A 25046-nucleotide genomic window follows, 5' to 3' on the forward strand; every position below is an offset into this window, starting at 1 on the left:
GAAATGAAAAAAACACATTTTAAACCAGCTTATTATACGCACATGTTGCTAACGGCTAAAATTATTGTTATTACCGGTCTTTTAATTTCCAGGATTCCGGTATCAATTGCTCAAACGGCTCCTTTTCCGCTCAGACCTGTTGATGAAAAACGCGTCCAGGAAATTGAAGCAATGCTGTCAGATAAACCATCAGGTTTCGGCGAGCCTTATAATAAACGTAAAGTTTGGGACCAGCTGCTTTTATCCGGGCAGTACAATTCCTTTTTAAGGTCGATGCACGGTTATAAAATGCCTGCATTTAGTAAGGAAGACTATTTCTCTCTGTCTAAAGGAACAGAATCCTCATCGGGCAAGGGCTTGGCGATGATGCGCAAAAGGGCAGAAGGTTTGTCCAAGTTGACCTGGGCAGAATGTCTTGAAAACAAAAATCAGTACACGAAGCGTATAGAAGAGGCCCTTCGGGATGTAATTCAGCAAAAATCATGGACTTCACCACGTAGTGACCATGGTTTTAAGAATTATAACGGCATTGCCTACTCAGTTGAACTGACTTCTTCTTTATATGCCCATACGATTGCACAAACTTTGTATTTGATGGGCGATAAGATTCCGGCTGATTTGAGGAAACTGGCATTGGATGCTTTATACATCAGGATCTTTAATCCGGTACTGGAAAAATTCAAATCAAATCATACAGAAAGTGAGAAAGGTTTTTTGACGGATATGAACAATTGGAACCACGTGTGTTTAGCCGGACTGGTTGGCGCTGCACTGACTACCATACAAAGTAAGGAAGAGCGGGCCAGATTTATTAGTATCGGTGAATACTATTCAAGAAATGGCTTGCAGGGTTTTGGTGACGACGGCTATTGTGGAGAAGGGGTTGTGTATTTCAGCTACGGATTTGGACATTACATTCTTTTGCGTGAGAGTATCTGGCAAGCTACAGGAGCTAAGGTAGATTTGTTTAATGATCCAAAAGTACAGAAAATCGCACGTTACCCGGTCAATATAGAAGTTATCAATGAGGTGTATCCGGCCATATCTGATTGTAAAGAAGGTGCCAAACCGGATGCGAATGTAATGGCTTATTTAAATAAGAGTTTCGGGCTTGGATTGGCAAAATACGACACGCTGGGGCAACAAGCGCGTACGGGCGATAATAGAATGAGTGTGATGATGGCTTTTCCAAATTCTTCCTCTAAATCGCAGCCTAAAAACAATATGGTGAAAGGTGAATCAGCTATCCGATCTTTTTTTGAGCAAACAGGGGTGTTGGTGTGCAGACCTTTACCAGGCTCTTCGGCTAAGATAGGGGTTGCATTTAAAGGCGGTAATAATGCAGAATCTCATAATCATAATGATATAGGATCGTTTACCATTGTGCAGGGAAACCAAATAATGGCTGGTGATCCGGGAGTAATTCCCTATACCGCCGATATTTTCAATCCGAAATATCGTTATACTTATAAAACAATAGGCTCATTTGGTCATCCGGTTCCGCTGGTTGCGGATAGTTGTCAACAGCCAGGTGCCCAGGCCAGGTCAAAAACTATCCATACGGACTTTACCCGCGAAAAAGACGACATCACGTTGGACATTGCTTCAGCATACCATGTGCCAGGGCTAAAGAAACTTAACCGTACCATGGTTTACGACAGATCAGGTGCCGGCAGAATTACATTTACAGATTCTTTTGAATATGCTAAACCTGAAGGGTTTGAAACGGCTATTTCCACTCGTTCCGAATGGAAGCAGATTTCGGGTAATACGTTGTTGCTGACAAGAGGAAATGAAAAAATGTTAGTTACATTCTCTTCTCCGGGCAATCAGCTATTGCTCAAATCCGAAAAAATATCAGAAGGCGGTACGCCTTATACACGTATTGGTATTGCTGTCTCTAAACCGGTAACCGAAGGTCAGATTATTATTACGTATAAACCGCAAAATTAACTTTATGAAGCTGTAATTAATTCAAGCCCTTCTGTAATACAGAATCCGGGATATTAATTATAATAAATACATCAGCGCGTTTAGCAGCAGATCAATTAAAAAAGAATTTAAGACATGGATTTTTTAAATGGGGTTAACGCCCTCACTTTAGTTTTTATCGCCTTATTGGTATTTGCTATTGCTTATAGATTTTACGGGATTTTCCTGGCCAATAAAGTATTAAAGCTCAATGCTGCAAACGTAACCCCTGCAATAGAATTTTCAGATGGAAAAGATTATGTGGCCACGAACAGGACCGTACTGTTTGGCCATCATTTTGCAGCCATAGCAGCCGCCGGACCTTTGGTAGGCCCGGTGCTGGCAGCCCAGTTTGGTTACCTGCCGGGAGCACTATGGATTTTGATAGGCTGCGTATTAGGAGGCGGGGTGCATGATATGGTGGTACTCTTTGCATCAGTAAGACACAAAGGAGAAAGCCTGGCTACCATAGCAAGAAAAGAGATCGGTACAGGTACCGGTTTAATCGCAGGAATAGCCATCCTTTTTATCCTTGTCCTTACCCTGGCGGGCCTTTCTTTAGCTTGTATCAGCGCTATGCATGAAGCTTCCTGGTCTTTGTTTACCGTAATTGCAACCATGCCCATTGCCGTGATCATGGGGTTAATCATGCGCTACCGGAAGGACAGCGTTACCCTGGCCAGTATTTTTGGAGGGATCATGCTGATCGCCGCTATAGTAGGAGGTCATGAGCTGATGCAGATCCCTGCCCTTAGCCATATTTTTCACTGGAAGATAGAAACCATATCTATAGCGATAACAGTATATGGCTTTTTAGCATCCGTATTGCCTGTTTGGTTATTGTTAGTTCCAAGAGATTACCTATCTACCTATTTAAAAATTGGAACTATCCTTATGCTCACAATAGGAGTGATATTTGTACATCCAACACTGCAAATGCCTGCACTTACCCAATTCGTGAGCGGTGGCGGTCCGGTTATTGGTGGTCCTGTATTGCCTTTTATTTTTATCGTAATTGCCTGCGGGGCGATCTCTGGTTTTCACGCCATTATTGCCACAGGAACCACTCCAAAAATGCTGACCAACGAAAAGGAAATCCTATTTGTAGGCTATGGAGCCATGCTGGTGGAAGGCTTTGTAGCATTGATGGCCTTGATAGCAGCCTGTACTTTAGTTCCTGGAGATTATTTCGCCATCAATACCCCAAAAGAGATGTACGAAAGCTTTATTGCGCAAAACCCAGGTTTAAAGGCAGTAGACCTAGCCCATTTTAGTGAAAAGATTGGGGTAGAGCTACAGGGAAGAACCGGCGGGGCAGTATCCCTTGCAGTAGGTATGGCGCATATATTCAATAAAATACCATATATGGATGATGTGATGGCTTACTGGTACAATTTTGCCATCATGTTTGAAGCGGTATTTATACTGACAGCAATTGATGCAGGCACGCGGGTAGGCAGGTTCTTCTTACAGGAGATGATCGGAAGGGTAATCCCCCGATTCAAAGATAAGAACTGGATACCGGGGATCATCATCAGCAGTTTGCTGTTCACCTTTTCCTGGGGTTATCTGGTGTATACAGGGAACGTGAGCAGTATCTGGCCATTGTTTGGGATCAGCAACCAATTGCTGGCAGCTTGTGGCCTTATTGTTTGTACCACCATGCTCATCCGCATGAACAGGAAGAAGTACGCACTTTGTGCTGCTATACCCGGGGTGTTCATGGCGCTCATCACCTTCTGGGCAGGTTACGAGCAGGTAGTGAATATGTACATGCCCAAAGGCCAATATTTACTGGCTTTCCTGGCCTGCATAGCCATGGTGCTGATGTTCGTTGTGTTTGTGAACACCTTTAAAAGATGGTATCAATTGTCGAAAATGAAAGCAGATAAGGTGGATTATTATGGAGATGCGGTAAAGGAGTTGGTGGAACGGTAAGTATATAACAGGATCTAAAGTAGACTATAAACCAAATATATAACCATTATGAGATTAACATTTACTAAGCAACTAAAAGTGCCTTTGTTGGCCTTTGTTTTTTTATTGATGGGCGTTTTACATGCTCAAGCGCAATTTGTACATCCGGGGATCCTGTTCAACACTGCCAGCCTGGACAGGTTAAAGACATATGCAAATACGGAACGGCAGCCATGGGCAGCGACATATGCTAAATTGCTTGCCTATAACGATCTAAGCTATGTGCAGGGAACTGTTTATGCCGTTGTTCGCAGACATCCAGGAGAGGACCCCAGTCCTGCGTCAAACGCAATGTCTGCCCAAAGTCAGAGAGCTTATAGGTGTGCAGTTTTGTGGGTAATTACAGGAAACATTACCTATGCAAATAAGGCTAAAACAATATTGAACTCCTGGTCAGCTACCTTGCAGTCTTTTGACGGGGACGCTGCCCAGTTAGCGGCAGCGTGGTTTGGTTTTGGTTTTGTTAATGCTGCGGAAATTCTGCGATATACAGACCCAAGCTGGAGCGCGGCAGATATACAGAGCGCGGAAAATATGTTCAGGAATATATTTCAGCCGGTACTTGCACCTTTCCAGCCTGGGATTTCGGGGAATTGGAGTGCGGCCATGTCCAGAACTATGATGGGAATAGGAGTTTTTTTAAGTGACCGAACTATTTACAACAGAGGGCTCAGTTTTTTGAAGGCAAAGCCAGGGGATGGCACTGATTATGATACTTATTCTGGAACACTGTACAATTACATTTCCGGTACTACCGGCCAGTGTTATGAAAGCGGTCGTGATCAGGAACATAGCCAAATGGGCATAGCGGCATTAGCGGAAGCTTGCGAAATAGGGTATAACCAAAAAGAAACGGAGAGTCTTTATGCTTTGTATTCAAACAGGTTATTATTAGGAACCGAATATACCGCTAAATATAATTTAGGTTATAGCGTACCCTATACATCAAATCCTCATGGAACTGTAATTTCTCCTGATTTAAGGGGAGTGTTTGAGCCATTTTATGAATTGGTTTACAATCATTATGTAAACAGAAAAGGGATGTCCGGAACTGCGGTTAAATATACCAAAATGGTTGTGGAGAAAATAAGGCAAGACTATGGAGGAGAAAGTGGTAATGCGATATTATTAGGCTACGGATCATTGTTGTTTAATCAATATGCATTTAAATATGTTCCTGTTGCGGGTGATTATCGGACAAAGGAATTGATTAGCAGTATGGGTACCCCAGCACATTTTGAAGTTTTTACAAACGGAAATTGGGTAACAGCAACAACTGCCCTTGGAGCATCAACTAATTTGTTAGTAAGAAATGGGCAAAGCGCAGTTGTAGCAGGTACTAGAAGTTTAAAGAATCTGATAGTTGGAGAGGGGAATGGAGCTGTTTTAAGGGCAAAGATCAATGGAGGTGCAGTATCAGCATTAACCATTGTAGAGCCAGGTAATTTAAGCAGTATTCCTGCGCTATCTTTTGTTAACGGTGGACAACTTACAGGCTCTGCCACTGCTGTTGCAACGATCACAAAAGTAAAAGTAACAGGTGCAGATATAAATAATGGGGGTTCTGGTTATACTTCTGCCCAAATTACTTTTAGCGGCGGTGGCGGAAGCGGAGCAACGGCTATACCAACATTGAGTGGTGGTAAAATTATAGGTATTACTATAACCGATGCAGGATCGAACTATACTTCCATACCAACTATGTCTGTTACAGGAAATGGTACAGGAGCAGCTGTTTCGGCAAAAGTTGGTATTACAACGGTAAACATTAGTAGCGGAGGGACCGGCTATACCCAAGCACCAACAGTTATAGCAGGGACCTTTCTGAAAGTGAGTGACGGAATTGCTTTAAGTGTATCAACTGATGTGTTTTTTCAAAGAGGATCATCTGTGTATTCCGAGGGAGTTTCTACAGGTATATTGAATATCAGGGGTAACCTGCTAGCAGAAGATACCATTAATTGTATCTCTGCAGCTCATGATAATACCATTTCATCACTTACAGTAAATTTTACAAAAGGCGCTGATAATATCGGTTTCATGGGCGGAAATGTTACTTTTAACGCACTGGGTGTTGAAGCTGGGAATACCCATAAACTGAAGCTGGGTGCTGTAATGAATATTGCAGGCGCTATTACGCTAAACAGTACCGGCATAATTGATGCAACTAATGGCACTATAGGTTTTGTAAGTGCCTCTCCTTCTACACAGACACTAAGAACCGTTGCAGCCAATACGTTTAAAGATGCAACGCTCAATAAAATGGTAATCAATTCAACCGCTGGAGTTACACTGAATCCGGTGCTGACGATAGGAACACTGGATATGCAGAAGGGATTGCTGAATATTCCGGAAACTTCAGCGCTTAATGTTTCACGTGTTTCAGGCGGAAGCAGCACTTCCTATATCAACACCAGGTCGTCAGTAACTACCGGTAACATTGCGGAAGTTAATGTAACCGGATTAGCTGCTCTGGCGGCAGATTTTCCTTTAGGAAACGGCGGAAATTATCTGCCTATACGCGTTACCCCACAGGTTACAAATCCAGCAACTGTATCAAGCTATACAATGAGTGTACTTACGGACCTTAAAGCTAATGGTTTGCCAAATGGCAGTGCAGTTGTAGACAAGAGCCAGTTTGTGGATGCGTCATACCATGTTGTCCGTACAAGCGGAACAGCAGATTATACGATTCGTGTTGGCTTTCCTGTAAGTCTGAGAGGTAGTGCTTTTACCGCGTCATCTCCTTTCGGTATTTCAAAATATAATGGAAATAGTTGGGGAGCAGTGGCAGGCAGTGGTGATTATGCACTAAATACCGCTACCGTTACCCTAAATACCGCTGGCTTACGCTACCGGGTACAGATAGGTGGGGCCCAGCCATTGAATTTAATAGCTACAAATGCCAGCGGCCTTACAGAAAGCAAGGCGATTAACTTAATCATGCCGGAAGATTTTGTGAAGATCAAGGCAACCAATATCCTATCTCCAAACGGTGATGGGCTGAATGACAAATGGGTGATCGATAATATTGACTTTTATCCGAATAACGAGGTGAAGGTCTTTAATCGTACAGGAAGATTAATGTATAGTAAAAAAGCTTATGACAACAGTTGGGAAGGTACCTTAAATGGTGCGCCACTGACTGAAGGAACTTATTACTATATCATAGATTTTGGAACGATCAGGCCAGGTCTCAGCGGTTTCATTACCATTACCAGGCCAGAGTAAAACAGAGATGAAAACGATAGGTAAAACCTTGGTACTGATTGCGCTAACCGCAATCAGTACCACCGTAAAGGGGCAGTTGAATCCTTTATCCTCCCAGTACTATACCAATCAATACCTGGTCAACCCGGCTTTTGCCGGGGCAGGTGAGGGTTTAAAGCTGAATGGTGCTTACCGCAAGCTCTGGAGCAATGTACTCGGATCACCTTTAACCCAAAACCTTACTGCGGATTATGGCTTTAACAAAGTTGGACTGGGTTTAACGGTGAACAACGAAAGTGCGGGTTTGCAAAGACAGACCAGGGTAGTGGGCAGTTATGCTTATCACCTGAAGCTGAATGAGAACAGCCATCAGCTGCATTTTGGGGTATCCCTGGGTTTTATGAGTCAGCGCTTAGAAAATACCGATATTTATGGCAATCCCAACGATCCGGCAGTAGGGCAGTACAATAACCGTAAAACTTACCTGGACGGAGATTTTGGCGTAGCTTATACTTCAGATAAGCTGAACATCCAGGCGGCCATCCCCAACCTGAAAAGTGTATTGAAAAAGGATGTGATCAAACTGGCCGATGTGGCTACCTTTTATACGGCAGTAAGTTACAAGATCGGGATCAGCGAAGGTGCCGAAGGTATGGAGGTAGAGCCAAAGGTAGCCTACAGGGGTGTGAAAGGTTTTGACAACATCTGGGATGCGGGTGCGCAGTTTGGTATGGCCAATAAGCAGGTGTTTTTGCTGGCCATGTACCATAGCACCAGGAATGCAACCTTTGGTTTAGGCATGGACTTTAGAAAGAAATACCTGATCAGCGGAACCTATACCACCCAGACTTCAGCTTTAAGCAGCTATACCAATGGCAGTTTTGAACTGAACCTGAGGCTGAATCTAAGTAAAATTGATAAATAACCGTTCTCCTCGAACACTGGCATATTTCTGATTTTTCTTTGTGAAAAATCAGAAAAACGCCTATGTGTTTTCGGAGAAGGTAATTTATCTGTTAATGCAGGGTGCTTAAAGAAGGTAATATTTTTCTTTGTGAAAAATCAGAAAAATGCCTATGTGTTTTCGGAGAAGGTAATTTATCTGTTAATGCAGGGTCCTTAAAGAAGGTAATATTTTTCTTTGTGAAAAATCAGAAAAATGCCTATGTGTTTTCGGAGAAGGTAATTTATCTGTTAATGCAGGGTGATTAAAGAAGGTAATGGTATCATTTTGAATAGCTTTTAGCAGGCTGATTGATTTTCGTTATTTTTGGCCATCAAATCCTTTCTATGAAAAAAATAACTGTTGTACTGTTTGCAGGTGTGCTTATGCTGCTTGCTTGTCAAAAAAATACGGGTTCGCCTGTGGAAAAGAAAATTGACTGGGATAAGGCTTCAATTGCAATTATGGATAGCATGCGGCCAAAGCTGCTGGCTAACTGGAAAATGAAATCTGTAAGTGTAAAGCCGTCTGCACCCAGTACCAGTGAGATTGGCATTTATAAGGATACGGTATTGTACAATTTTGCTGAACTTAACCTGACCCAGGTGAAGAATTCGGGATATTATGAAAAGGGGAATGACGTTACTGGTGTGATCACCTTCAGGTCTAAACGTTATCCGGTGGGGTTTAGGCTACATGCACACCCAGATCGGGTGGTGCATAAAAAAGGGCCGCAGGTGTTTGGTTTGGTAGAGTACCGGTTTCCGGTTGGGACACACCTCACTGAGCTTGAAGAGAGTTATTTAAGTAACCTGACGCTGATTGGTGATAATTTTGAAATTGAGATTAGTGCTGACGGAAGATCGATGACCTGGAAAGGGCTAAACAGGGCGATTAAAAATATATCTTTTGAGAAATATTAGTGATCCAGGATTATCATCAAGTCTTACCCTGGTCTTATAAGACTCAAATAAGGCTTTAATTTATCCGATTTTAGGAATGTACTTTTCAGGATGAAATTCTGCCCAAAAAAAAGGGGAAAGCATCCTTCCCCCTTTAATCCCAAAATATTAAATTAATTAAGCTCTGTTTTTTAGCAGGCTCAATATCCAGGTGATCACTGCTCCACCGATTGCCCCATTTACTGTCATGGCTACCAGATCAACCAACAGGCAGTTCATGGTTAGCATGGTAGTGGTTGCATACATGGTTAAATCCATAAATAAAGCTACCAGTAGCGCAATCAATGCACCGCGCATGGCACCCTGGGCAATACTTAAGCCTGTGCTCCATTTACCTAATATTGTGGCAAAGAGAAAGCCCCAGGCCAGGTTGGCTATTACAAGCGGAAGCATATCGGGCATCTTTTTTTGGAGTTCCACAGGCATTCCTGAATTGGCCATCATAAAATCCATCAGGATAATACCATAAACCAGCCAGCCGAGCAGGAAAAATACCACGCCGCCGGCTATGCCGGCAATTAAGATTTTGTTCATACGGTTTGTTTTAGTTTAAATGAATATTTGGTTAAGTTTATTGATACTAAGATACTTACATTATTTTTTATTAAAGTATGGTTAGGATATAAATCTTTTAGCGGAAACAGCAGATGAGTTTCAGTTACCTTATGGCAATAAGTTTGCGAGCCAAGCAAACAATCTCTTGAAAGAAAAGTCTACGAATGCATCAATGAAGGTTGTAGGCTTGGTCTTTCTTTTAGCTTTTCTCTTTTGTTTTGACTGTACTGCAGTGCTGGTTTGTTCTGGCATTTTTACCAGTTTAGGTTCAGCAAAGCTACAGTGGTTATAATTATGAAATCTAATTTCCTTGAAGATCAGCTCGAAACACTAAAGTTTTATGGATTTACGAAATTAAATTTGGAATGGGAGGTTTCGGATCTGTACTTTTCAGGATGAAATTCTGTTACTAATTCTAAAGTGCAAAGCCGATTGCAAAAATTGTGAAATTTAGAGTGACTGAAATAGAATGACAGTGTTACGGAAATAAATGGCCACTTTCTGAGCCTATGGGCCTAATGGTTATATTTGTTTCCAGAAGATAAAACTTTTAAAGCATTAAAGAACGATGGCAAAATACGAAAGAAAAATACCCGAAGACCTGGACTGCGGAATTACCATTTTTATGAAGGCTATGGGCGCGAAATGGAAGCCCTGCATCATAGATGCCATCAGGCAGGGTTTTACCAGACCCAGTGAAATCCACAAACAAATAGCTGCCACACCAAGGGTAATAGACATGCAGCTGAGTGAGCTGGAAGCCCAGGGTATGGTGGCTAAAAAATTGCATGACGGTTTTCCATTGCGGGTAAACTATTCCTTAACGGAAAGGGGAAAGCACTTACTGCCCATCATTGCGCTGATGGATGAGTGGGGATGCCTGCACCGAGAAATTTTTCAGTAACCGAATCTTTTTTCGCTTATTGTTTAAAGGTTTTGCCTGTTGCAACTTTGTCTGTATAAAATTTTAGAAAATGAAAACAACAGCAAAACGCATTACAGTAATCGGTTTAGGACAAATGGGCGTTAAAATTGCAGAACTGCTGCGCGACAATGGGAATGAGGTAACCGTATGGAACCGGACTGCTACCCGGGCCAGTGAAATTAAAGGTGTGAATTTCATGGAAAATATTGATGAGGCAATCGCGAAGAGCGAAGTCAGTATCCTCATCGTATTTGATTATGCAGCGATCAATGAAATATTTAGAAAAATTGTTGACATATCAGTTTTAAAAGGTAAAACGTTCATCAATCTTACTACCGGCAGTTTACAGGATGCCGAAAACCTGGAGCATTTTATCCGGCAGCATGGCGGGCAATATTTAGATGGGGCCATACAAGTAGCTCCCGAACAGATGGGAAAGCCAGATACTACGATTTTGCTATCCGGTGCAGGACCGGTTTTTGAAGAGCAGGAAAGCCTGATTAAGATTTTAGGTGAAAATATTAAATATCTTGGGGCTAAAATTTCGGCGGCTTCGGCTATGGACCTGGCTACCCTGGGCTGGCTGTACGGCTCGTATGCAGGCCTCATGCATGGCGCAGCTTTAATTGCCCGGACAGGGCTGGACCTGGGCAATTATCGAGATATTATTGCCGAAATTACACCGGGGTTTACGGAATTCTTTAAACATGAGCTTGATGTGATCCATAGTGGTGATTATACCATCAGTCAAAGCCCGTTATCCATAAGCGCAGCGGCAACGGCACGTATTTCGACCGCCATGAAAGACAGTGGGATAGACCATACCTTTCATGAAAATATAAGTCTTATGCTGAAAAAAGCAGTTCAGGCTGGTTATGAGAAGGAAGAGCTTGCCGCGCTGGTTAAAATTGTGCTTAAATAAAATCAAAAGCCGCAGAAGAGAAGGTGAATTTCTTTTACTACATTTAAATCTTAATAATCTTTCAAACGCCGGGTACCGGGCTAAAGGGTATTTCGCCGGGGAGTTTGGAAAACAAGTATAGACAGGTGGTGCAGAGTACGGCGAGGACAGTACGGGTATTATTGGTGCGGATGTTAAAGGTGTTGGATGAGGAGTTTGGGATGGGGTAAAATTGGCAGGTAGCAGGATAGTCAGCATTTTTCTCTAAATTTGTGTTCCGATAAAATTGAACATGAACTTAATCAAACTCATAGATAAATACCATAGCCTGGGCATAGACCAGGTGATTGATCATGAGAAATTTAACCACATTTCAATTGTACACCATTCTACACGTATCGAGGGATCAACGCTGACAGAAGTAGAAACCCAGGTTCTTATCAATGAAGGGCTTACACCTAAGGGAAAACCCTTGCAAGACAGTCTGATGGTAACAGACCATTTCACTGCCTTACAATTTACAATCGAAAAGGCCCGTACCCAAACGCCTGTTACTACCGCACTCATCCAGCAGATCAATTCACTGACCATCAGAAATACCGGAAGTGTTTACAATACCATATTCGGAACTATTGACGCCAGGACAGGTGCATTTAGAAAGGGCAATGTAACAGCGGGAGCTACTTATTTCCCGAACTTTGACAAAGTTGAAAAGCTGACCAATGCGCTTGTAGCGCAGATCAATGAACGTATGAAAGGTCGCCTTTCCGTTGAAGAGCAGGTCAGCCTTTCTTTTGATGCCCATTTTAACCTGGTGAGCATACATCCTTTTTACGACGGCAATGGACGCACATCCAGACTATTGATGAACTACATTCAAGCTTATTACGGTTTACCTTTTGCGATTGTTTTAAATGAATCAAAAGCAGAATACATCCAGGCCCTGAATGATACCCGCGAAAAAGATGACATCAACATCTTTCGTTCTTTCATGACCACGGAATACGAAAAACACCTTCAGGAAGAAATAGACAGGTTTATAACCCTCACTCAACCTCAAAAAGGAAAAAGCCCCGGCAAGGGCTTTAACCTGATGTTTTGATTTGTATTCAATTATTTGATAATAAGAAAGACACGCTGAAACAATAGTACCGCACTTTTGTTGCATTATTGTAGAAAAGCAATCATCCTATGCGATATTCCCTGTTGCTACTGTTCTGTATATGTTCATTTAAAATAAGTTTAGCCCAGAAAGTAATCGATCTTGAACGGCAGCCTTACGTTAATATTGGTAAACAAACCAGTGTTTTAGAGGACAGTGGAGGCGCTTTTTCAATTGATGATGTAAGGGCCCTGGATAGTTTAGGTAAATTTTCAGCTGTCCGTACCCAGATATTGAACCTTGGCAACAGTAAGTCTGTTTTCTGGATTAAGCTGACTTACCTGAATAAGAGCAGGCAGGCAGGCTTTCTGGTTGTAGATGTCCCAAATATAGAATATATAGATCTGTATACAACCGGTACCAATGGCAAGCCATATCATCTACGCTCAGGTAGTTTAAGACCCTTTACTCCAGAAGTAATTGCGGCAAATAATTTTGTTTTCCCTTTACCTGAGCCGGGATCGGGTTCAGGAGAAGAGGTTATCTACCTCAGGGTAAAAAGCCATAATGTGATGCTTGTTGCTTTAAAAATAGCATTAGCTAAAACACTTGTTGCGGGTATGAGCTTTAAAGCAAATATAGTGATGATGTATTCTGGAATACTGGGCATGCTGTTTCTGTTCACTATTTTTTTCTTTTTCATCTTAAAAAACAAAGTCTATCTTTATTACAGCATCTATGTAGCTGCTTTGTTTGTTTACCTGGTATTTTATATCAGGGGCTATGGTTTTGTTCTGGGCGATCATGGCCGTGAGTTTATTAATCTGTATCCCCATGTTTTTTTAAGTATCGCCAGTCTGGCTTCTATTTACTTCTCCTGGAAATTTCTTGAGCTGGATAAAAGACTTCCAGCGGCAGTAAAGATCTACAAGCTGATGATCCTGGTTTGGATCGCCATTTTTGTGGTTGCTGCTTTAGGTGGTAAACAATTCCTGGCAGCGCTGGTCAATTATATCACTTTGTTAAGTAGTCTGGTACTATTGGTAAGCGGATTTCTTGTGTATAAAAAAGGACATAAGGCAGCTTTTTATTATGTGCTGGCCTGGTTTTGTGTTTGCCTGACATTTATTATTGTTTCACTGGCCATCGTTAGGATTATTCCTTATTATGATATTTCTTATGAAGTTGGGCCTATTGGTTCTATTCTTGAATTGCTGTTCCTGGCGTTGGCGTTAGGGGAACAGTTGAATACAGTGCGTAAAGAAAAACTGCGGCTCCAGATAGAAAATCTGGAACTGGTTACTTCCCAGCATTCCAGGATGGAAGTAGTGGTACAGGAGCGTACCATGAGGTACGTAGGGGTTGTAAAAGAGTTGGAAGCATCGAACGCAGTAAAAGACAGGCTTTTTTCTATCATTGCACACGACCTTCGGAGCCCTTTCAACAGTCTGATCAGCATTTTCTCCTTAAAGGAAATGAACCTGCTTAATTTTGACGAATTGAAAATGTTGCTGACTGAAAGCCGGAAAAACATCGACCAGATACACCATACCTTAAACAACCTGTTGAGCTGGGCTAAAGGCCAGATGATGTTCCCTGGCACACAGTTCTCTAACTTTGATCTGGAGGCCTTAATTGAAGAACTTTTGCTTGTCTATCATCCGCTTTCGCACAGCAAATCCATTACTATTGATATGCAGGTTACAGGAAAAAGTGATATATGTGCTGATATCAACCAGGTACAGCTGATATTCCGTAACCTGATAGATAATGCTATAAAGTTTACTCCCCTGAGCGGTATCATCAGGATAAAACTGGAGGAAGATGAGAAAGTGGTTCTGGTTAGCGTGCGGAACCCTGTTGTGGATCCCGAACGGGTAAATATGGAAAACCTGCAGGAACCCGGTTCTTTTGTAAGTACCCCGGGAACTGATAATGAACAGGGAATTGGTCTGGGCCTATATCTTTGCAGAGAATATATTGCTGCCAACGGCAGCGAATTAAAAGTTTTCCTGGATAATGATGAACTGGTGTTTAGTTTTTCCTTAAAAAAAATGTGATGTTTATGAACTACTTACTTCCGTTCAGTTCTTCATTTTTGCAAGCTTTTCCAGATCCAGCACAGTAATGTTTATGCCATGAACCAATTACGCAAGGAAGGATATGTAGAAGATTTTAACTTGCTGAAAAATTGCCTGGAATGCCGCAACGGACAATTTAAAGTATTTGCAAATGAATTTAAAGTAGATAAAATAAACGATTTAAATCCATACTTTAGAAAATATACAATCTAGTTCCAATGAAATTAATAAGAACCATATTTGTAGCGGTAACACTACTGGTCACACAAGGTACTGCTAGCCAACTTCTCGCCAATGTAAGAATGCCCAAGCCGTTTGGAAATGGCATGGTGCTTCAGCGAAATAAACCCATTACCGTTTGGGGATGGGCTGACGCCAATGAGAAATTAACGGTTAGTTTTGCAGGTAAAAAGTATAGTATTCAGGTGGGTGCCGACCAGAAGTGGACACTCAGCACTGATAGTTTCGCTGCCGTTGGACCCTATGAAATGGTAAACAAATGAAAAAACAAATCACTCTTTTAGCCATCGCTCTTTTATTTATGGCTAATCTAATGGGCCAGTCGCCCGCCAATGCGCCAATAAAATTGAGAGTAGCCTCTTACAATGTCGGACACTTCAACCAAGGAATGAAAGGCGGATTAGAAGTAAGGGGAAAAAGCTTCTATCCTAAAAATAAAACTGTAACCGGAAGTTTCATCAAACAGGAATTGTATGCATGGAGAAAATGGATAGGCGAGCAGAGCCTGGATATCTTTGGTATACAGGAGTGGAACAAGAATTTTGATCAGGACAGCACATATGTCGCGGAAACCGAACTGCTGAAGCCCTACTATAACCATGTCTATTTTGGAGATGAGCATACCTGGATCTATAACGGTATTGCAACAAACTATCAGCTAACCAATCTTCGTAAGAAACATATTTCTGGCGACTATTACGCCTTGATAGGAGATTTGAAGATTGGAAACAAAACTATCCAAATCATTTCCATGCATATCCCATGGACCAAAGAGGAGCATGCCCCCGCATTGGATTTGCTGATGTCGGAGTTGAAAAAGTATAAATATTTCATTTGCTTTGGTGATACCAATGCTAAGGATGCCGAGATTTTGCGTTTCCAGGAGGCAGGTTTCAACATTGCCAATGGCGGTAACCAGGGATGGTTTGCGACTGCTGCAAACGGCCTTAACCAAAGCCTGATGAAAGATAGTCCAGATAAACATATAGATAACATCATTACCAGTAAAAACATTAAAATCATGAAAGTTTCGGCACCGCTTACCGGGCTAAATGATTTGGATCACCTGCCGGTTATTGCAGATGTTATCATAACTGAATAATAAATGGATTAAAAAAGGCCTTTTTCCGGAAGGCATATAGCTTACCAGGTTGCCTAGCTTGCCTTTAAATTCTCCGAACGCTCCGTTTGATGTTGCCATAGTTCATTATGATGCTGGTTAGTTATTAAACATCAATAACCCCGGCTGTTGTGGATTTGTTTGGTATGCCGGGCATATCCTAAGCAAGTATTGCACATGCCTTGATTAAGCCTGAGGGTATAGCAAGGGTTAACCAACCCTTGTTCAATGGATACTCAAGGCATATTCAAAATTGACGGGAGTTCCATTACAGAGACGTTGAGCATATCTATAATTAGTTATTTGTTTAGATAGATTAAAGGCCCTGAAAAAACCCAGGGCCTAAAATTTTCATATAAAATTTATAGCTTTTCTATTTCTTCGACGGAAAGGCCTGTTGCTTCAGCTATCATTTCAACAGCTATACCCTTGCTTTTCAGATTTTGTGCAATTTCAACAGCCTTATTGTGTTCTGCCTTTTTTTCTGCGTAACGAATACCGGCATTCCAGTCAGATTTTGCTTTCACATCTGAGTGGTACAATTCACGTTCTTCTTTAGTCATTTTACTCACCTCCGCAATTTTAAAGATTTTTAATCATTGATTGTTTTATTTTTCTTGCCGTCATCTCGACGATAGGAGAGACCTCTTGTTTGAGCGTGCTTTAACGTGGATTTGCATAGTTCAAGGGGTTTAATTCGAAGCATTTATTGTTTTTTTGTCTCATTGAGCCCTTCGGGGTTCTCGTCGCTTCGCTTCCCTCGAAATGACGTGAAATGATTATAGGTTGTAAGCGGATCAATGTAACGGCTGTTTTTCTCTGTCATAAATTTTAAGTTAGTTAGGTGAATCTAGACAGATTTGAATTTAGTAACCACAGAAAAAGCAACATTTATTTTTTTAAGTATTTGATTTATAGCAATGTATTGTATGATAAATTGCCAGAGCCACGTTTTTACCTCAATCAAATCATATTGTGTGCGTAATAATCCTGAGGTCATAAGATATCGTATTAAAGGCTTAACAAGATACAGACTTTTTGGCTTTGAGCTAAAAATAAAGGAGGTGAGCATCCATTGTAAGGGGTTCACAATCTCTTAAACTTTATCTTTTCAATATTGTTTTGATTAGGTTGTTAATTTATACGTTTACATATGCCGGAATTACCTGATCTTGAAGTTTTCGCTGCTAACCTGGAAAAACGGTTTAAGCATAAAACCCTGGAGCGCCTGGATGTGCAGGTGGGTAGAAAGCTGAATGTGCCGGAAAAGAAGTTAAAGGAAACTTTAGAAGGGTGTCAGCTGACTGCGGTAAAACGCGAAGGGAAAACCATTCAGCTGCATTTTGGGGCTCAAAGAGTGTTGGGCTTACATCTGATGCTGCATGGAGAACTAAAGCTGATTGAAGCCGAGGAGAAACTAAAATATCCCATTGTCTCATTTTATTTTAAAGCAGGGGATGGCTTTGCATTGTCAGACTTTCAAAAAGCTGCAACTCCTACCTTAAATCCTGCTGTCTCGGAAGTGCCGGATGCACTTTCCAAAGAAATGAGTGTGGCCTATCTGGAAGAGGTTTTGGCGAAAAAGAAAGCACCGATAAAAACGGTATTGATGGATCAGCACATCATCCGGGGTATCGGCAATACTTATGCGGATGAAATTTTATGGGAAGCACGAATTTCTCCGTTCTCAGTCTCTAAAGCGATTCCAAAAGCTAAAGTAAAGGAATTGCACCAGGTGATCGGAAAGTTGTTGCGTAAGGAAATTGAGCAGATCAGCAAGATGTTACCTGATGAGCTCGGTGGGGAGATTAAGGATTTTTTAAAAATCCACGGCGCCGGAATTAAAGAGAGTCCGACCGGTAAAAAGATCTTGGTAGACGAGATTGGAGGACGTAAGTCTTATTATACCCAGGAGCAGCAATTGTACCAGTAATTTAAACCTGAAGCTGATGTTAAAAGAAACCATTTTAAAAGTACTCGGTAAACAGTATGCAGCAGATTCCATGGTTGAACTCAGATCCGGCAGGTATGATCTGGCATTTAAAACAGATGACCAGGGTCGGCCCATTTTGTTATTTATGGGGCAAAAGGATGCCAATGGTAAAATTAAGGGTGATCGTTACGCAAGATGCTTGCTGACAGACGCTGAAGGTAAGGTGATCAAAGACCATTGGGATCATAAGGGTAAAGCTACCGCACAATTGTAAATAAAAGCCAGCGATTTGATTGATGCGTGATAGTTATCTGGTTAATATACAGATTTTTAAATATTTCTTAGAACAATCTTGCAGCGGGAATTGTAATACAGGTAATTAAGAAAGGAGCTTGCACCATGAAAGAGAAACCCCTCAGCCCGGTTAAGCAGCAGAAGCCGCATGGGCAAAAACTGAAAAGACTGTATCAGCGGATAATGAAGGCTCAAAAAAGTATGATCCTTCCGATATGGAGTGTACAGTTTAGAGAATTAAAGTTTAAACAATAGCGTTCAACCTTAAATGATCAAAGTAAAAGTAAGAAATAGTTAAACGGCGGAATATGAACGAAGAAAACGAAAACACAGGTTCCTTGCTTTCGGGCCAGGAGCCTCATCAGAAAGAAGATTTTGATCAGGCCGAAAGAGCAAGCGCTGCTTCTTTTGAACTTGAGCCAGATAAAGGGATTACTCCTGACCCAGAGGAATATAATCAGGGAGATGAACAGGCTAACATCAAGCAGATGCCTAAGGAAGATGGCACCGGTCCAGGCGGATTTGATGCGGTGAATGAGAACCTGGATTTTGATGCCGGAGCGTTTGACGTAACCAGTGAAGATCTGAAGAGTCTGGAAGCACTTGATACAGATGACCCCGATAGTGATGACCTTTCTTAATCTACTGTAAATACATAAATTAAGTCCTTTTATAACGATATGGAACCTTATCAGATCAATGTATCGGGAATGCCACTGGTGGTATTCCCTATGAATGATGGTACATACCGGGTAAGTGATGGAAAGCAAAGCCTTGCGAATCTGTACGCGGAGATTACCGGATTGATATTCCGGGACCAGGTAGCCAAACCGGCGGCGGTTACGACTGGGTAACTATCGAGGAGATACGCTGGACAATATCCGCAATACTTTTGTGGGCTGGGGCGCTAAGGTTGGCTTCTCTTATTCGCAGTGGAAAGCTTTGGTTAAGGGGCTGCTGAATCATGATAACCCTTACCAGTCTGTTTAATTTACATTGATAACTGATATTCTAAACTGATAATAATGGAAAGAGACAGTATAAGTAAAAGCCCCTGGCAAGAGGCCGCGGACTTTACCGGTGATAAATTAAGTGCTGGTATAATTGAGACCACCAGGATATACGATTGCTTGATCATAGGGGCTGGTATTACCGGGATTACTACAGCGTTGCTATTGCAACGTGCCGGGCTTTCCTGTGTGATTGCAGAAGCGAGACAACCTGGCTTTGGGACAACCGGAGGTACTTCTGCGCATTTGAATACTTTTTTTGATGCGACCTATCCGGAGGTGGAAAGTGATTTCGGGGAGCAGGCGGCTAAATTACTGGCTAAGGGCGGCAAAGAGGCGATGGGTATGATTGAAGGTTTTGTAAAAGAGCTGAATATCGATTGCGATTTTGAGTCTAAGTCGGCCTGGCTGTATGCGGAGAACGAGAAAGAAAGCAAGCAGTTGCAGAAAATCCTGGAAGCTTCTAAACGGGCAGGGATTTCGGTAGAGGTTACAGAGGAAAACCTGGTGCCTGTGCCTTTTGATTCTGTGATCCGTTTTGAGGGGCAAGGGCAATTTCATCCTTTAAAATACATTAACGGATTACTGGCGGAGTTCATTAAGCTTGGTGGTGTATTGCTAGAAAACACGAGGATCCGGGAAAGCAGTTTTAAAGACGGCATCTATACAGCAAAATCTGATTCCGGCATGATCCGCGCGGAAAAATTATGCTATGCGACACATATTCCGCCAGGGATAAACCTGATGAGTTTAAGGAATGCACCTTACCGGAGTTATGTACTAGGCTTGAAACTAAAGGACGGTAATTATCCTGACGGCCTGGCTTATGACATGCAGGAACCTTATCATTATTTCCGTACGCATGTAATTGAAGGACAGTCCTATTTACTTGTAGGTGGTGAAGATCATAAAACCGGTCACGATGATCCGGAAGCTGCATTTCAAGGTTTGAAGGATTATGCTGATCAATACTATGCAGTGGAATCTGTAGCTTCCCAGTGGTCGGCCCAGTACTACGTTCCGGTGGATGGGCTGCCTTATATCGGGCAATTGCCGGGTGCTGCTGAAGGGACTTATGTTGCTACTGGTTTTAATGGCAACGGTATGATTTTCGGAACACTCTCGGCAAAGATCATTTCAGATCTGGTTTTGGTCAAGGAAAATGAATATGCCAGTTTGTTCAGTCCTTCGCGGATGAAACCGGTAGCAGGTTTCACGGAGTTTGTGAGGGAAAATGCGGACGTTGCCTGGCATTTTATTGTCGATCGGTTTTCTTCTTCGCATTTGCAGGCGCTTACCGAGCTCAAATCAGGGGAAGGAAAACTGGTGAATTTTGAAGGGAAAAAGCTGGCGATCTATAAGGATGATACTGGAAAGGTAACTGCACTAAACCCAACCTGTACGCATGCAGGTTGTACCGTTCAGTTTAACGCAGCTGAACAAAGCTGGGATTGTCCGTGTCATGGTGGAAGGTTTGATGTTTCAGGGAAAGTGCTGACCGGGCCTCCGACAATAGATCTGGAAACTGTGATTATCAGCTATGACAAGCAACTCTAAATAATTTACTCATTAAATTAAAGAGTATAGCATATTTTTATGAAAAAAGCGGTTGTTGCAAGTTATTACTCAGGTACCAGCGGTTTGTTGCTTCCCGTACCTAATAAACTATTTTATCCCGTAAAGTTCAAAGACAAAAGCCGGCTTTGCTTTTACGGTTCGTTGATGAATAGTATTGAGGTCAACAGTTCTTTTTATAAATTGCCGGCAGCTGGTACGGTGCTCAAATGGGCAAATGACGTTCCGGCGGATTTCAAATTTACTTTCAAACTTTCTAAAGAAATCACCCACAATAAAGGGTTGGCATTTGATCCGGATGCAGTAAAACGTTTCATGCAGGTGATCAATATGACAGGAGAGAAAAAGGGATGCCTGCTGGTGCAGTTTCCACCCAGCGTACGGATTGGACAGCTTAGACAATTGACTTTATTGATGGCTGTTTTACGTGAGTCTGATCCTGATAACCATTGGAATATCGCGCTGGAATTTCGGCATGTCTCGCTTTATCACTGTGATGTATATCGGATATTGACCGGGTACGGCATGGGAATGGTCATTCAGGACAAGCCTCCTGCTGCTACACCGTTGATGGATACAGTAGTCCCTTTTATTTACCTGCGCTTCCATGGTCCGGGAGGAAGTTATCGGGGTAGTTATGAAGATGATTTTCTTTATGAATATGCGGGCTATGTTAAAGACTGGATGGCAGAAGGCAAAGTGGTATATAGCTATTTTAATAACACCATGGGGAATGCCGTAGCTAATCTATTCACGCTTAGAGACATGGTACTGGTGGGGGGATTTTAGATTTCTGATCATCTGCTGTTATTTATTTTAGGTCTTTCAAGTATTGATGCAGCTGACTGGCGAGAAAGATGATGGTCTGTGATACAATTTCTTCAGGATTGCCCTGGAAGACGATCCTTTCGTCAAGAATTTGCTGTTGCCCTTGAATTCCATGAAAGAACATGGTACCTACGGGTTTCCATAGGGTTTCACTTCCCCCTGGTGCGGTGAGCCCGGTGCAGCCGATGTGAATGTCCGCTGGGATGAGTTGTTGGAGGCCTTCGGTGATTCCTCGGGTGACAGTTTCGGATTCAGGGGTAAATTCTTTGAGCTGTTTTTTAGGGACATTAAGCAGACTGCATTTTAAATCCGCATCGTAACAGACGATGCCGCCTTTTAGAAATTTACCGGCATCAGGTACCATGGCGAATGCAGCGCAGATGCGGCCGGCGGTCGCGCTTTCGGCAAAGGTGATGGTCAGCTGATGCTGGATCAGTAATTTACCGCATCTTTTTAAATCTGTGTCATCTATATCTTTTTTCATGGTTTTTTTTTTGTTAAATTAATGGATGTGGCTACTTCCCGGTTTCCAGATCCGGGGCATCCACGGGTTTGGATTCGGAAGATCCTTTTTGTCTCAGGCAGATGGTCAGGAACACAAGTGATTCTGCCAGCTGCATGGCCCAGCTCGCCAGAAACAGGATCGCGAATCTGGCTTTTAGTGGTTCTTTATTTCCTTTGAGTGATACCATAAACTCCGGGATTTTCTTTTTTGCTGTTTTTACCAGCATCATCCGGCAGCTGATCCGATGATGGATATATCCGATTTGGAACAGCCATAATAGATCCACAGGGAATTTCCAACGATCAAAACAATGAACATGATCCAGGATACATCGGATGCTTTTTTCTCCTGTTTGGTTTTAACCAGTTGTGGTATCACCGAGGATGAGGTACAAATGCCCGCTGCAAGTCCCAGTATTTGAATGGATTCCATAGGCATGGGCTATTTTGGTTGATCTATACAGGACTTTCTGTTGTTGAACACCCCTTAGCGCCAGGCTAAGGGGTAGGGAAGTTTATCCTTGTTTATTCAGCTGCTGCCTGATCGTTGATGGAGTTGACCGCAATTTCAGTAAGGGCAACGTCTGTTGCTTTTTCGTTGTCAAGGGTAAATTGCAAAAGTTCAGCCACATCGGTATGTCCCATGTTTTGGGCAAAAACTACTAATGTGCCGTAGGTCGCTATTTCGTAATGTTCAACTTTTTGGGCAGCGAGGATAAGTCCTGCATCACGGATCATGGTATCGGCATCTGTATCTTCGATTACACCTTCAGCTTCTTTTACCAATCCTTCCATGGCATCGCATTTTTTGCCCTGGGCTTTCTCATCCAATAGCTGGAAAACCTGCTCCAGGGTTGCAATGTGATTATTGGTCTCTTCTGTATGTTTTTCAAATGCGGCTGCCAGTTCTGGACTGGTTGCTGCTTTTTTCATTTTAGGGAGGGCTTTTGAAAGGTGTTTTTCTGCCCAGTAGATGTCTTTCAGTTCGTCCACGAAGAATTCATGGAATTCCGAATTTTCCATTTTCCCTGTTTTTGATTTTGTGCTTGATTTTGTGGCGGTTTTTGCGCCGGTTTTTGTTGTAGTTGCCATAATTTTAGTTTTTCATAAGTAAATAGTTCTTTATTGCTCTAGATGTCAGTGCTGCATTACAATCAACTGCGGGGAAATAACCAGCGGTCTTAAAAATTTGTTTGAACTTTTTTAAAAAGGATAATTTTCGCTGAGAACTATAGCTGAAATGTCTTGCTGCTGTATGTGTTTAACATTGGCGGCATGGCATTGTTTTGTTTTTGTTTGTTACTTTTTAGGCCGGGACTTAAAACTTTTTGCTACTACAGCGGTTAATGCTTTTGTCTATTATATATCTAATCCTCAAGACTATGAAAACTAAAAGTATGTTAAAATTTTCTGCTGCCCTGGTGATTCTTGTAGGGCTTGCGGCCTGTCAGAATACGGACAGAAGTGGCAATGCACAATTGGACAGTGCTCCTGTTGGTAGCGATTCTTTGCCCAGGGCAGACAGTTCAGATGCACCCAATGATGTGACCCATATGAGTAAGGTGGATGGTGACGGTGCGGCTTTTATGGATACCGCTGCAGTTGGCGGGATGATGGAGGTCGATCTGGGTAAACTGGCACTTGAAAAGTCTTCTAATGCAGAGGTTAAGAAATTTGCTGCGCAAATGGTTGCCGATCATACTAAAGCTAATACGGATTTGAAAGCGGTTGCGGCGAAGCTGGAACATTTGTTGCCTACGACCTATCCGGCGGATGTAAAAACGCATATGGATGAGATGAAGAAACTAAGTGGCAAAGCGTTCGATAAGCATTATATGGATATGATGGTGAATGACCATGTTAAAACCCTTGATTTGTTTAGATCTGCGAGCAGTTTAAGAGGGGACATTAAGGATTTTGCTGCCCGTACGCTTCCGGCTTTGGAAAAACACCACCAGATGGCAACCCAGATCAATGCCTCGCTAAAATAGTATGGAGTCAGTCACCGTAATCGTTGAAACGCCCAAGGGAAGTGGTCAGAAGTATGATTATGATCCGCAAACGGGAAAGATGAAGCTGAAAAAGGTGATGCCGCTGGGTTTGGTATTTCCTTTCGATTTCGGCTTTATTCCAGGAACGGTTGGAGGTGATAGTGATCCGCTGGATGTCTTGATAGTCTCCGAAGTTTCAGCTTTCTCGGGTTGCGTGATGGATTGCAGGATTATTGGTGCGTTTAAGGTTGTTCAGCAAGAATGTAATGGTGAGCACATGCGGAACGACAGGCTGATTGCCGTTCCTGAAGTTTCCCAGCGTTATGCAAACGTGACTTCCCTACGCGATCTTTCCAAAACGATCGTGGAACAGGCCATCGCTTTTTTTACCAGTTACAACCAGCAGGCGGGCAAGAAATTCAGTGTTCTGGAAAAGTTAAGCGCGGCTAAAGCTTTCCAGCTGATTGAAAAAAGTCGCCTGGATTTGCCCATGAAAAGGCTGGTGGAAATTTTTCTGCCTTTGCGTAATGCCAGGGGCGAGGTGTTTCCTGAAAAAATATATGCTGAACTTCGAAAAGAGCTAACGACTAAGTTTGGAGGCTTAACTGAATATTCCAGGAACCCGGTGAAGGGTTTCTGGAAACCCGGCAAAGGTAATATAGAGCATGATGAGCTTTTGGTGATTGAAGTAATGTGCGCTGAAATTGATCCTGAATTCTGGGATAAGTTGAAGTTACGGTTATTGAAGATCTTTAAACAGGATTCGATTGTTATCAGGTGTTCTCAAATAGAACTGCGGTAGTTACTTTGGTTTGTTCCGTCACAGGGGTTATAACAGGCGCGTTTGAGGTTTTGTTTAATAAAAGATTAAAATAATTTTTATTAAACAATCTGTATTTCAGGGTGTTGAATTTAAGCGAATTT

The 25046-nt window shown here is 42.3% G+C and carries 26 protein-coding genes; 20 read left to right on the plus strand and 6 right to left on the minus strand.

Annotation, left to right across the window (positions count from 1 at the left end; genetic code table 11):
• The first annotated feature begins 3 nt into the window (after positions 1-3).
• The 5 genes from R2Q85_RS13435 (at position 4) to R2Q85_RS13455 (ending at position 9024) form a co-directional block, all read left to right on the plus strand.
• Positions 4-1953, plus strand: a complete 1950-nt coding sequence (locus R2Q85_RS13435) for a heparinase II/III family protein (RefSeq protein WP_316812309.1) — start codon at positions 4-6, stop codon at positions 1951-1953.
• 114 nt (positions 1954-2067) lie between these two features.
• Positions 2068-3909, plus strand: a complete 1842-nt coding sequence (locus R2Q85_RS13440; RefSeq protein WP_316812310.1) for a carbon starvation protein A — start codon at positions 2068-2070, stop codon at positions 3907-3909.
• 48 nt (positions 3910-3957) lie between these two features.
• Positions 3958-7179, plus strand: a complete 3222-nt coding sequence (locus R2Q85_RS13445; protein ID WP_316812311.1) for a gliding motility-associated C-terminal domain-containing protein — start codon at positions 3958-3960, stop codon at positions 7177-7179.
• A 7-nt stretch (positions 7180-7186) separates the two neighbouring features.
• On the plus strand, positions 7187-8083 hold the full coding sequence (locus R2Q85_RS13450) for a type IX secretion system membrane protein PorP/SprF (RefSeq protein WP_316812312.1): 897 nt from the start codon (positions 7187-7189) through the stop codon (positions 8081-8083).
• A gap of 365 nt (positions 8084-8448) precedes the next feature.
• Positions 8449-9024, plus strand: a complete 576-nt coding sequence (locus R2Q85_RS13455) for a hypothetical protein (RefSeq protein WP_316812313.1) — start codon at positions 8449-8451, stop codon at positions 9022-9024.
• A 156-nt stretch (positions 9025-9180) separates the two neighbouring features.
• Here R2Q85_RS13455 and R2Q85_RS13460 read toward each other — a convergent pair whose 3' ends face one another.
• Positions 9181-9597 carry a hypothetical protein gene (locus R2Q85_RS13460; RefSeq protein ID WP_316812314.1) on the minus strand — a complete coding sequence of 139 codons (417 nt, stop codon included), beginning with the start codon at positions 9595-9597 and terminating at the stop codon, positions 9181-9183.
• A 589-nt stretch (positions 9598-10186) separates the two neighbouring features.
• On the opposite strand from R2Q85_RS13460, the gene R2Q85_RS13465 reads away from it, so the two are divergent.
• The 7 genes from R2Q85_RS13465 to R2Q85_RS13495 all read left to right on the plus strand — a co-directional run bounded on the left by R2Q85_RS13465 (position 10187) and on the right by R2Q85_RS13495 (position 15969).
• Positions 10187-10522, plus strand: coding sequence for a helix-turn-helix domain-containing protein (locus R2Q85_RS13465; RefSeq protein ID WP_316812315.1), 336 nt, complete (start codon positions 10187-10189; stop codon positions 10520-10522).
• A gap of 70 nt (positions 10523-10592) precedes the next feature.
• Positions 10593-11465: an NAD(P)-dependent oxidoreductase gene (locus tag R2Q85_RS13470; RefSeq protein ID WP_316812316.1), complete on the plus strand. Its 873-nt coding sequence runs from the start codon at positions 10593-10595 to the stop codon at positions 11463-11465.
• Positions 11466-11736: 271 nt separating this feature from the next.
• Positions 11737-12546, plus strand: a complete 810-nt coding sequence (locus tag R2Q85_RS13475; protein WP_316812317.1) for a Fic family protein — start codon at positions 11737-11739, stop codon at positions 12544-12546.
• Between the two features lie 89 nt (positions 12547-12635).
• On the plus strand, positions 12636-14606 hold the full coding sequence (locus R2Q85_RS13480) for a sensor histidine kinase (protein ID WP_316812318.1): 1971 nt from the start codon (positions 12636-12638) through the stop codon (positions 14604-14606).
• A gap of 78 nt (positions 14607-14684) precedes the next feature.
• The gene (locus tag R2Q85_RS13485; protein ID WP_316812319.1) at positions 14685-14840 is read left to right on the plus strand and encodes a hypothetical protein; all 156 of its coding nucleotides are present in this window, start codon (positions 14685-14687) and stop codon (positions 14838-14840) included.
• Between the two features lie 5 nt (positions 14841-14845).
• Entirely contained in the window at positions 14846-15130 is a 285-nt protein-coding gene (locus R2Q85_RS13490) for a hypothetical protein (RefSeq protein ID WP_316812320.1), read from the plus strand.
• On the plus strand, positions 15127-15969 hold the full coding sequence (locus R2Q85_RS13495; RefSeq protein ID WP_316812321.1) for a hypothetical protein: 843 nt from the start codon (positions 15127-15129) through the stop codon (positions 15967-15969). The genes R2Q85_RS13490 and R2Q85_RS13495 overlap by 4 nt, the downstream gene beginning before the upstream one ends.
• Positions 15970-16349: 380 nt before the next feature.
• Here the strand turns inward: R2Q85_RS13495 and R2Q85_RS13500 are convergent, their stop codons facing one another.
• Positions 16350-16559: a hypothetical protein gene (locus R2Q85_RS13500; RefSeq protein ID WP_316812322.1), complete on the minus strand. Its 210-nt coding sequence runs from the start codon at positions 16557-16559 to the stop codon at positions 16350-16352.
• A 581-nt stretch (positions 16560-17140) separates the two neighbouring features.
• Between R2Q85_RS13500 and R2Q85_RS13505 the strand changes: the two genes are divergently transcribed.
• The 6 genes from R2Q85_RS13505 to R2Q85_RS13530 all read left to right on the plus strand — a co-directional run bounded on the left by R2Q85_RS13505 (position 17141) and on the right by R2Q85_RS13530 (position 21588).
• Positions 17141-17920: an Fpg/Nei family DNA glycosylase gene (locus tag R2Q85_RS13505; RefSeq protein ID WP_316812323.1), complete on the plus strand. Its 780-nt coding sequence runs from the start codon at positions 17141-17143 to the stop codon at positions 17918-17920.
• 16 nt (positions 17921-17936) lie between these two features.
• Positions 17937-18194 carry a hypothetical protein gene (locus R2Q85_RS13510; RefSeq protein WP_316812324.1) on the plus strand — a complete coding sequence of 86 codons (258 nt, stop codon included), beginning with the start codon at positions 17937-17939 and terminating at the stop codon, positions 18192-18194.
• A 328-nt stretch (positions 18195-18522) separates the two neighbouring features.
• Positions 18523-18855 carry a hypothetical protein gene (locus R2Q85_RS13515; protein ID WP_316812325.1) on the plus strand — a complete coding sequence of 111 codons (333 nt, stop codon included), beginning with the start codon at positions 18523-18525 and terminating at the stop codon, positions 18853-18855.
• Positions 18856-18894: 39 nt separating this feature from the next.
• Entirely contained in the window at positions 18895-19068 is a 174-nt protein-coding gene (locus R2Q85_RS13520; protein WP_316812326.1) for a hypothetical protein, read from the plus strand.
• A 171-nt stretch (positions 19069-19239) separates the two neighbouring features.
• Positions 19240-20781, plus strand: coding sequence for an FAD-dependent oxidoreductase (locus R2Q85_RS13525; protein ID WP_316812327.1), 1542 nt, complete (start codon positions 19240-19242; stop codon positions 20779-20781).
• 39 nt (positions 20782-20820) lie between these two features.
• On the plus strand, positions 20821-21588 hold the full coding sequence (locus R2Q85_RS13530; RefSeq protein ID WP_316812328.1) for a DUF72 domain-containing protein: 768 nt from the start codon (positions 20821-20823) through the stop codon (positions 21586-21588).
• Positions 21589-21610: 22 nt separating this feature from the next.
• On the opposite strand, the gene R2Q85_RS13535 is transcribed toward R2Q85_RS13530, so the two are convergent.
• From R2Q85_RS13535 to R2Q85_RS13550, 4 genes are all read right to left on the minus strand, one after another.
• Positions 21611-22111, minus strand: a complete 501-nt coding sequence (locus R2Q85_RS13535; RefSeq protein WP_316812329.1) for a nicotinamide-nucleotide amidohydrolase family protein — start codon at positions 22109-22111, stop codon at positions 21611-21613.
• A 31-nt stretch (positions 22112-22142) separates the two neighbouring features.
• Positions 22143-22319 carry a DUF6766 family protein gene (locus R2Q85_RS13540; RefSeq protein ID WP_316812330.1) on the minus strand — a complete coding sequence of 59 codons (177 nt, stop codon included), beginning with the start codon at positions 22317-22319 and terminating at the stop codon, positions 22143-22145.
• 38 nt (positions 22320-22357) lie between these two features.
• Positions 22358-22564 (minus strand): SemiSWEET family sugar transporter, encoded by a 207-nt coding sequence (locus tag R2Q85_RS13545; protein WP_316812331.1) that lies wholly within the window; start codon positions 22562-22564, stop codon positions 22358-22360.
• 92 nt (positions 22565-22656) lie between these two features.
• Positions 22657-23223 (minus strand): ferritin-like domain-containing protein, encoded by a 567-nt coding sequence (locus tag R2Q85_RS13550; RefSeq protein ID WP_316812332.1) that lies wholly within the window; start codon positions 23221-23223, stop codon positions 22657-22659.
• Positions 23224-23513: 290 nt separating this feature from the next.
• Here R2Q85_RS13550 and R2Q85_RS13555 point away from each other — a divergent pair, with 290 nt between their 5' ends.
• Positions 23514-24122, plus strand: coding sequence for a DUF4142 domain-containing protein (locus R2Q85_RS13555; RefSeq protein WP_316812333.1), 609 nt, complete (start codon positions 23514-23516; stop codon positions 24120-24122).
• A gap of 1 nt (position 24123) precedes the next feature.
• On the plus strand, positions 24124-24924 hold the full coding sequence (locus tag R2Q85_RS13560) for an inorganic diphosphatase (RefSeq protein ID WP_316812334.1): 801 nt from the start codon (positions 24124-24126) through the stop codon (positions 24922-24924).
• Positions 24925-25046 lie beyond the last annotated feature (122 nt).

Origin of the sequence: Pedobacter heparinus, assembly GCF_032678725.1 — a bacterium.
Taxonomy (GTDB): Bacteria; Bacteroidota; Bacteroidia; order Sphingobacteriales; family Sphingobacteriaceae; genus Pedobacter; species Pedobacter heparinus_A.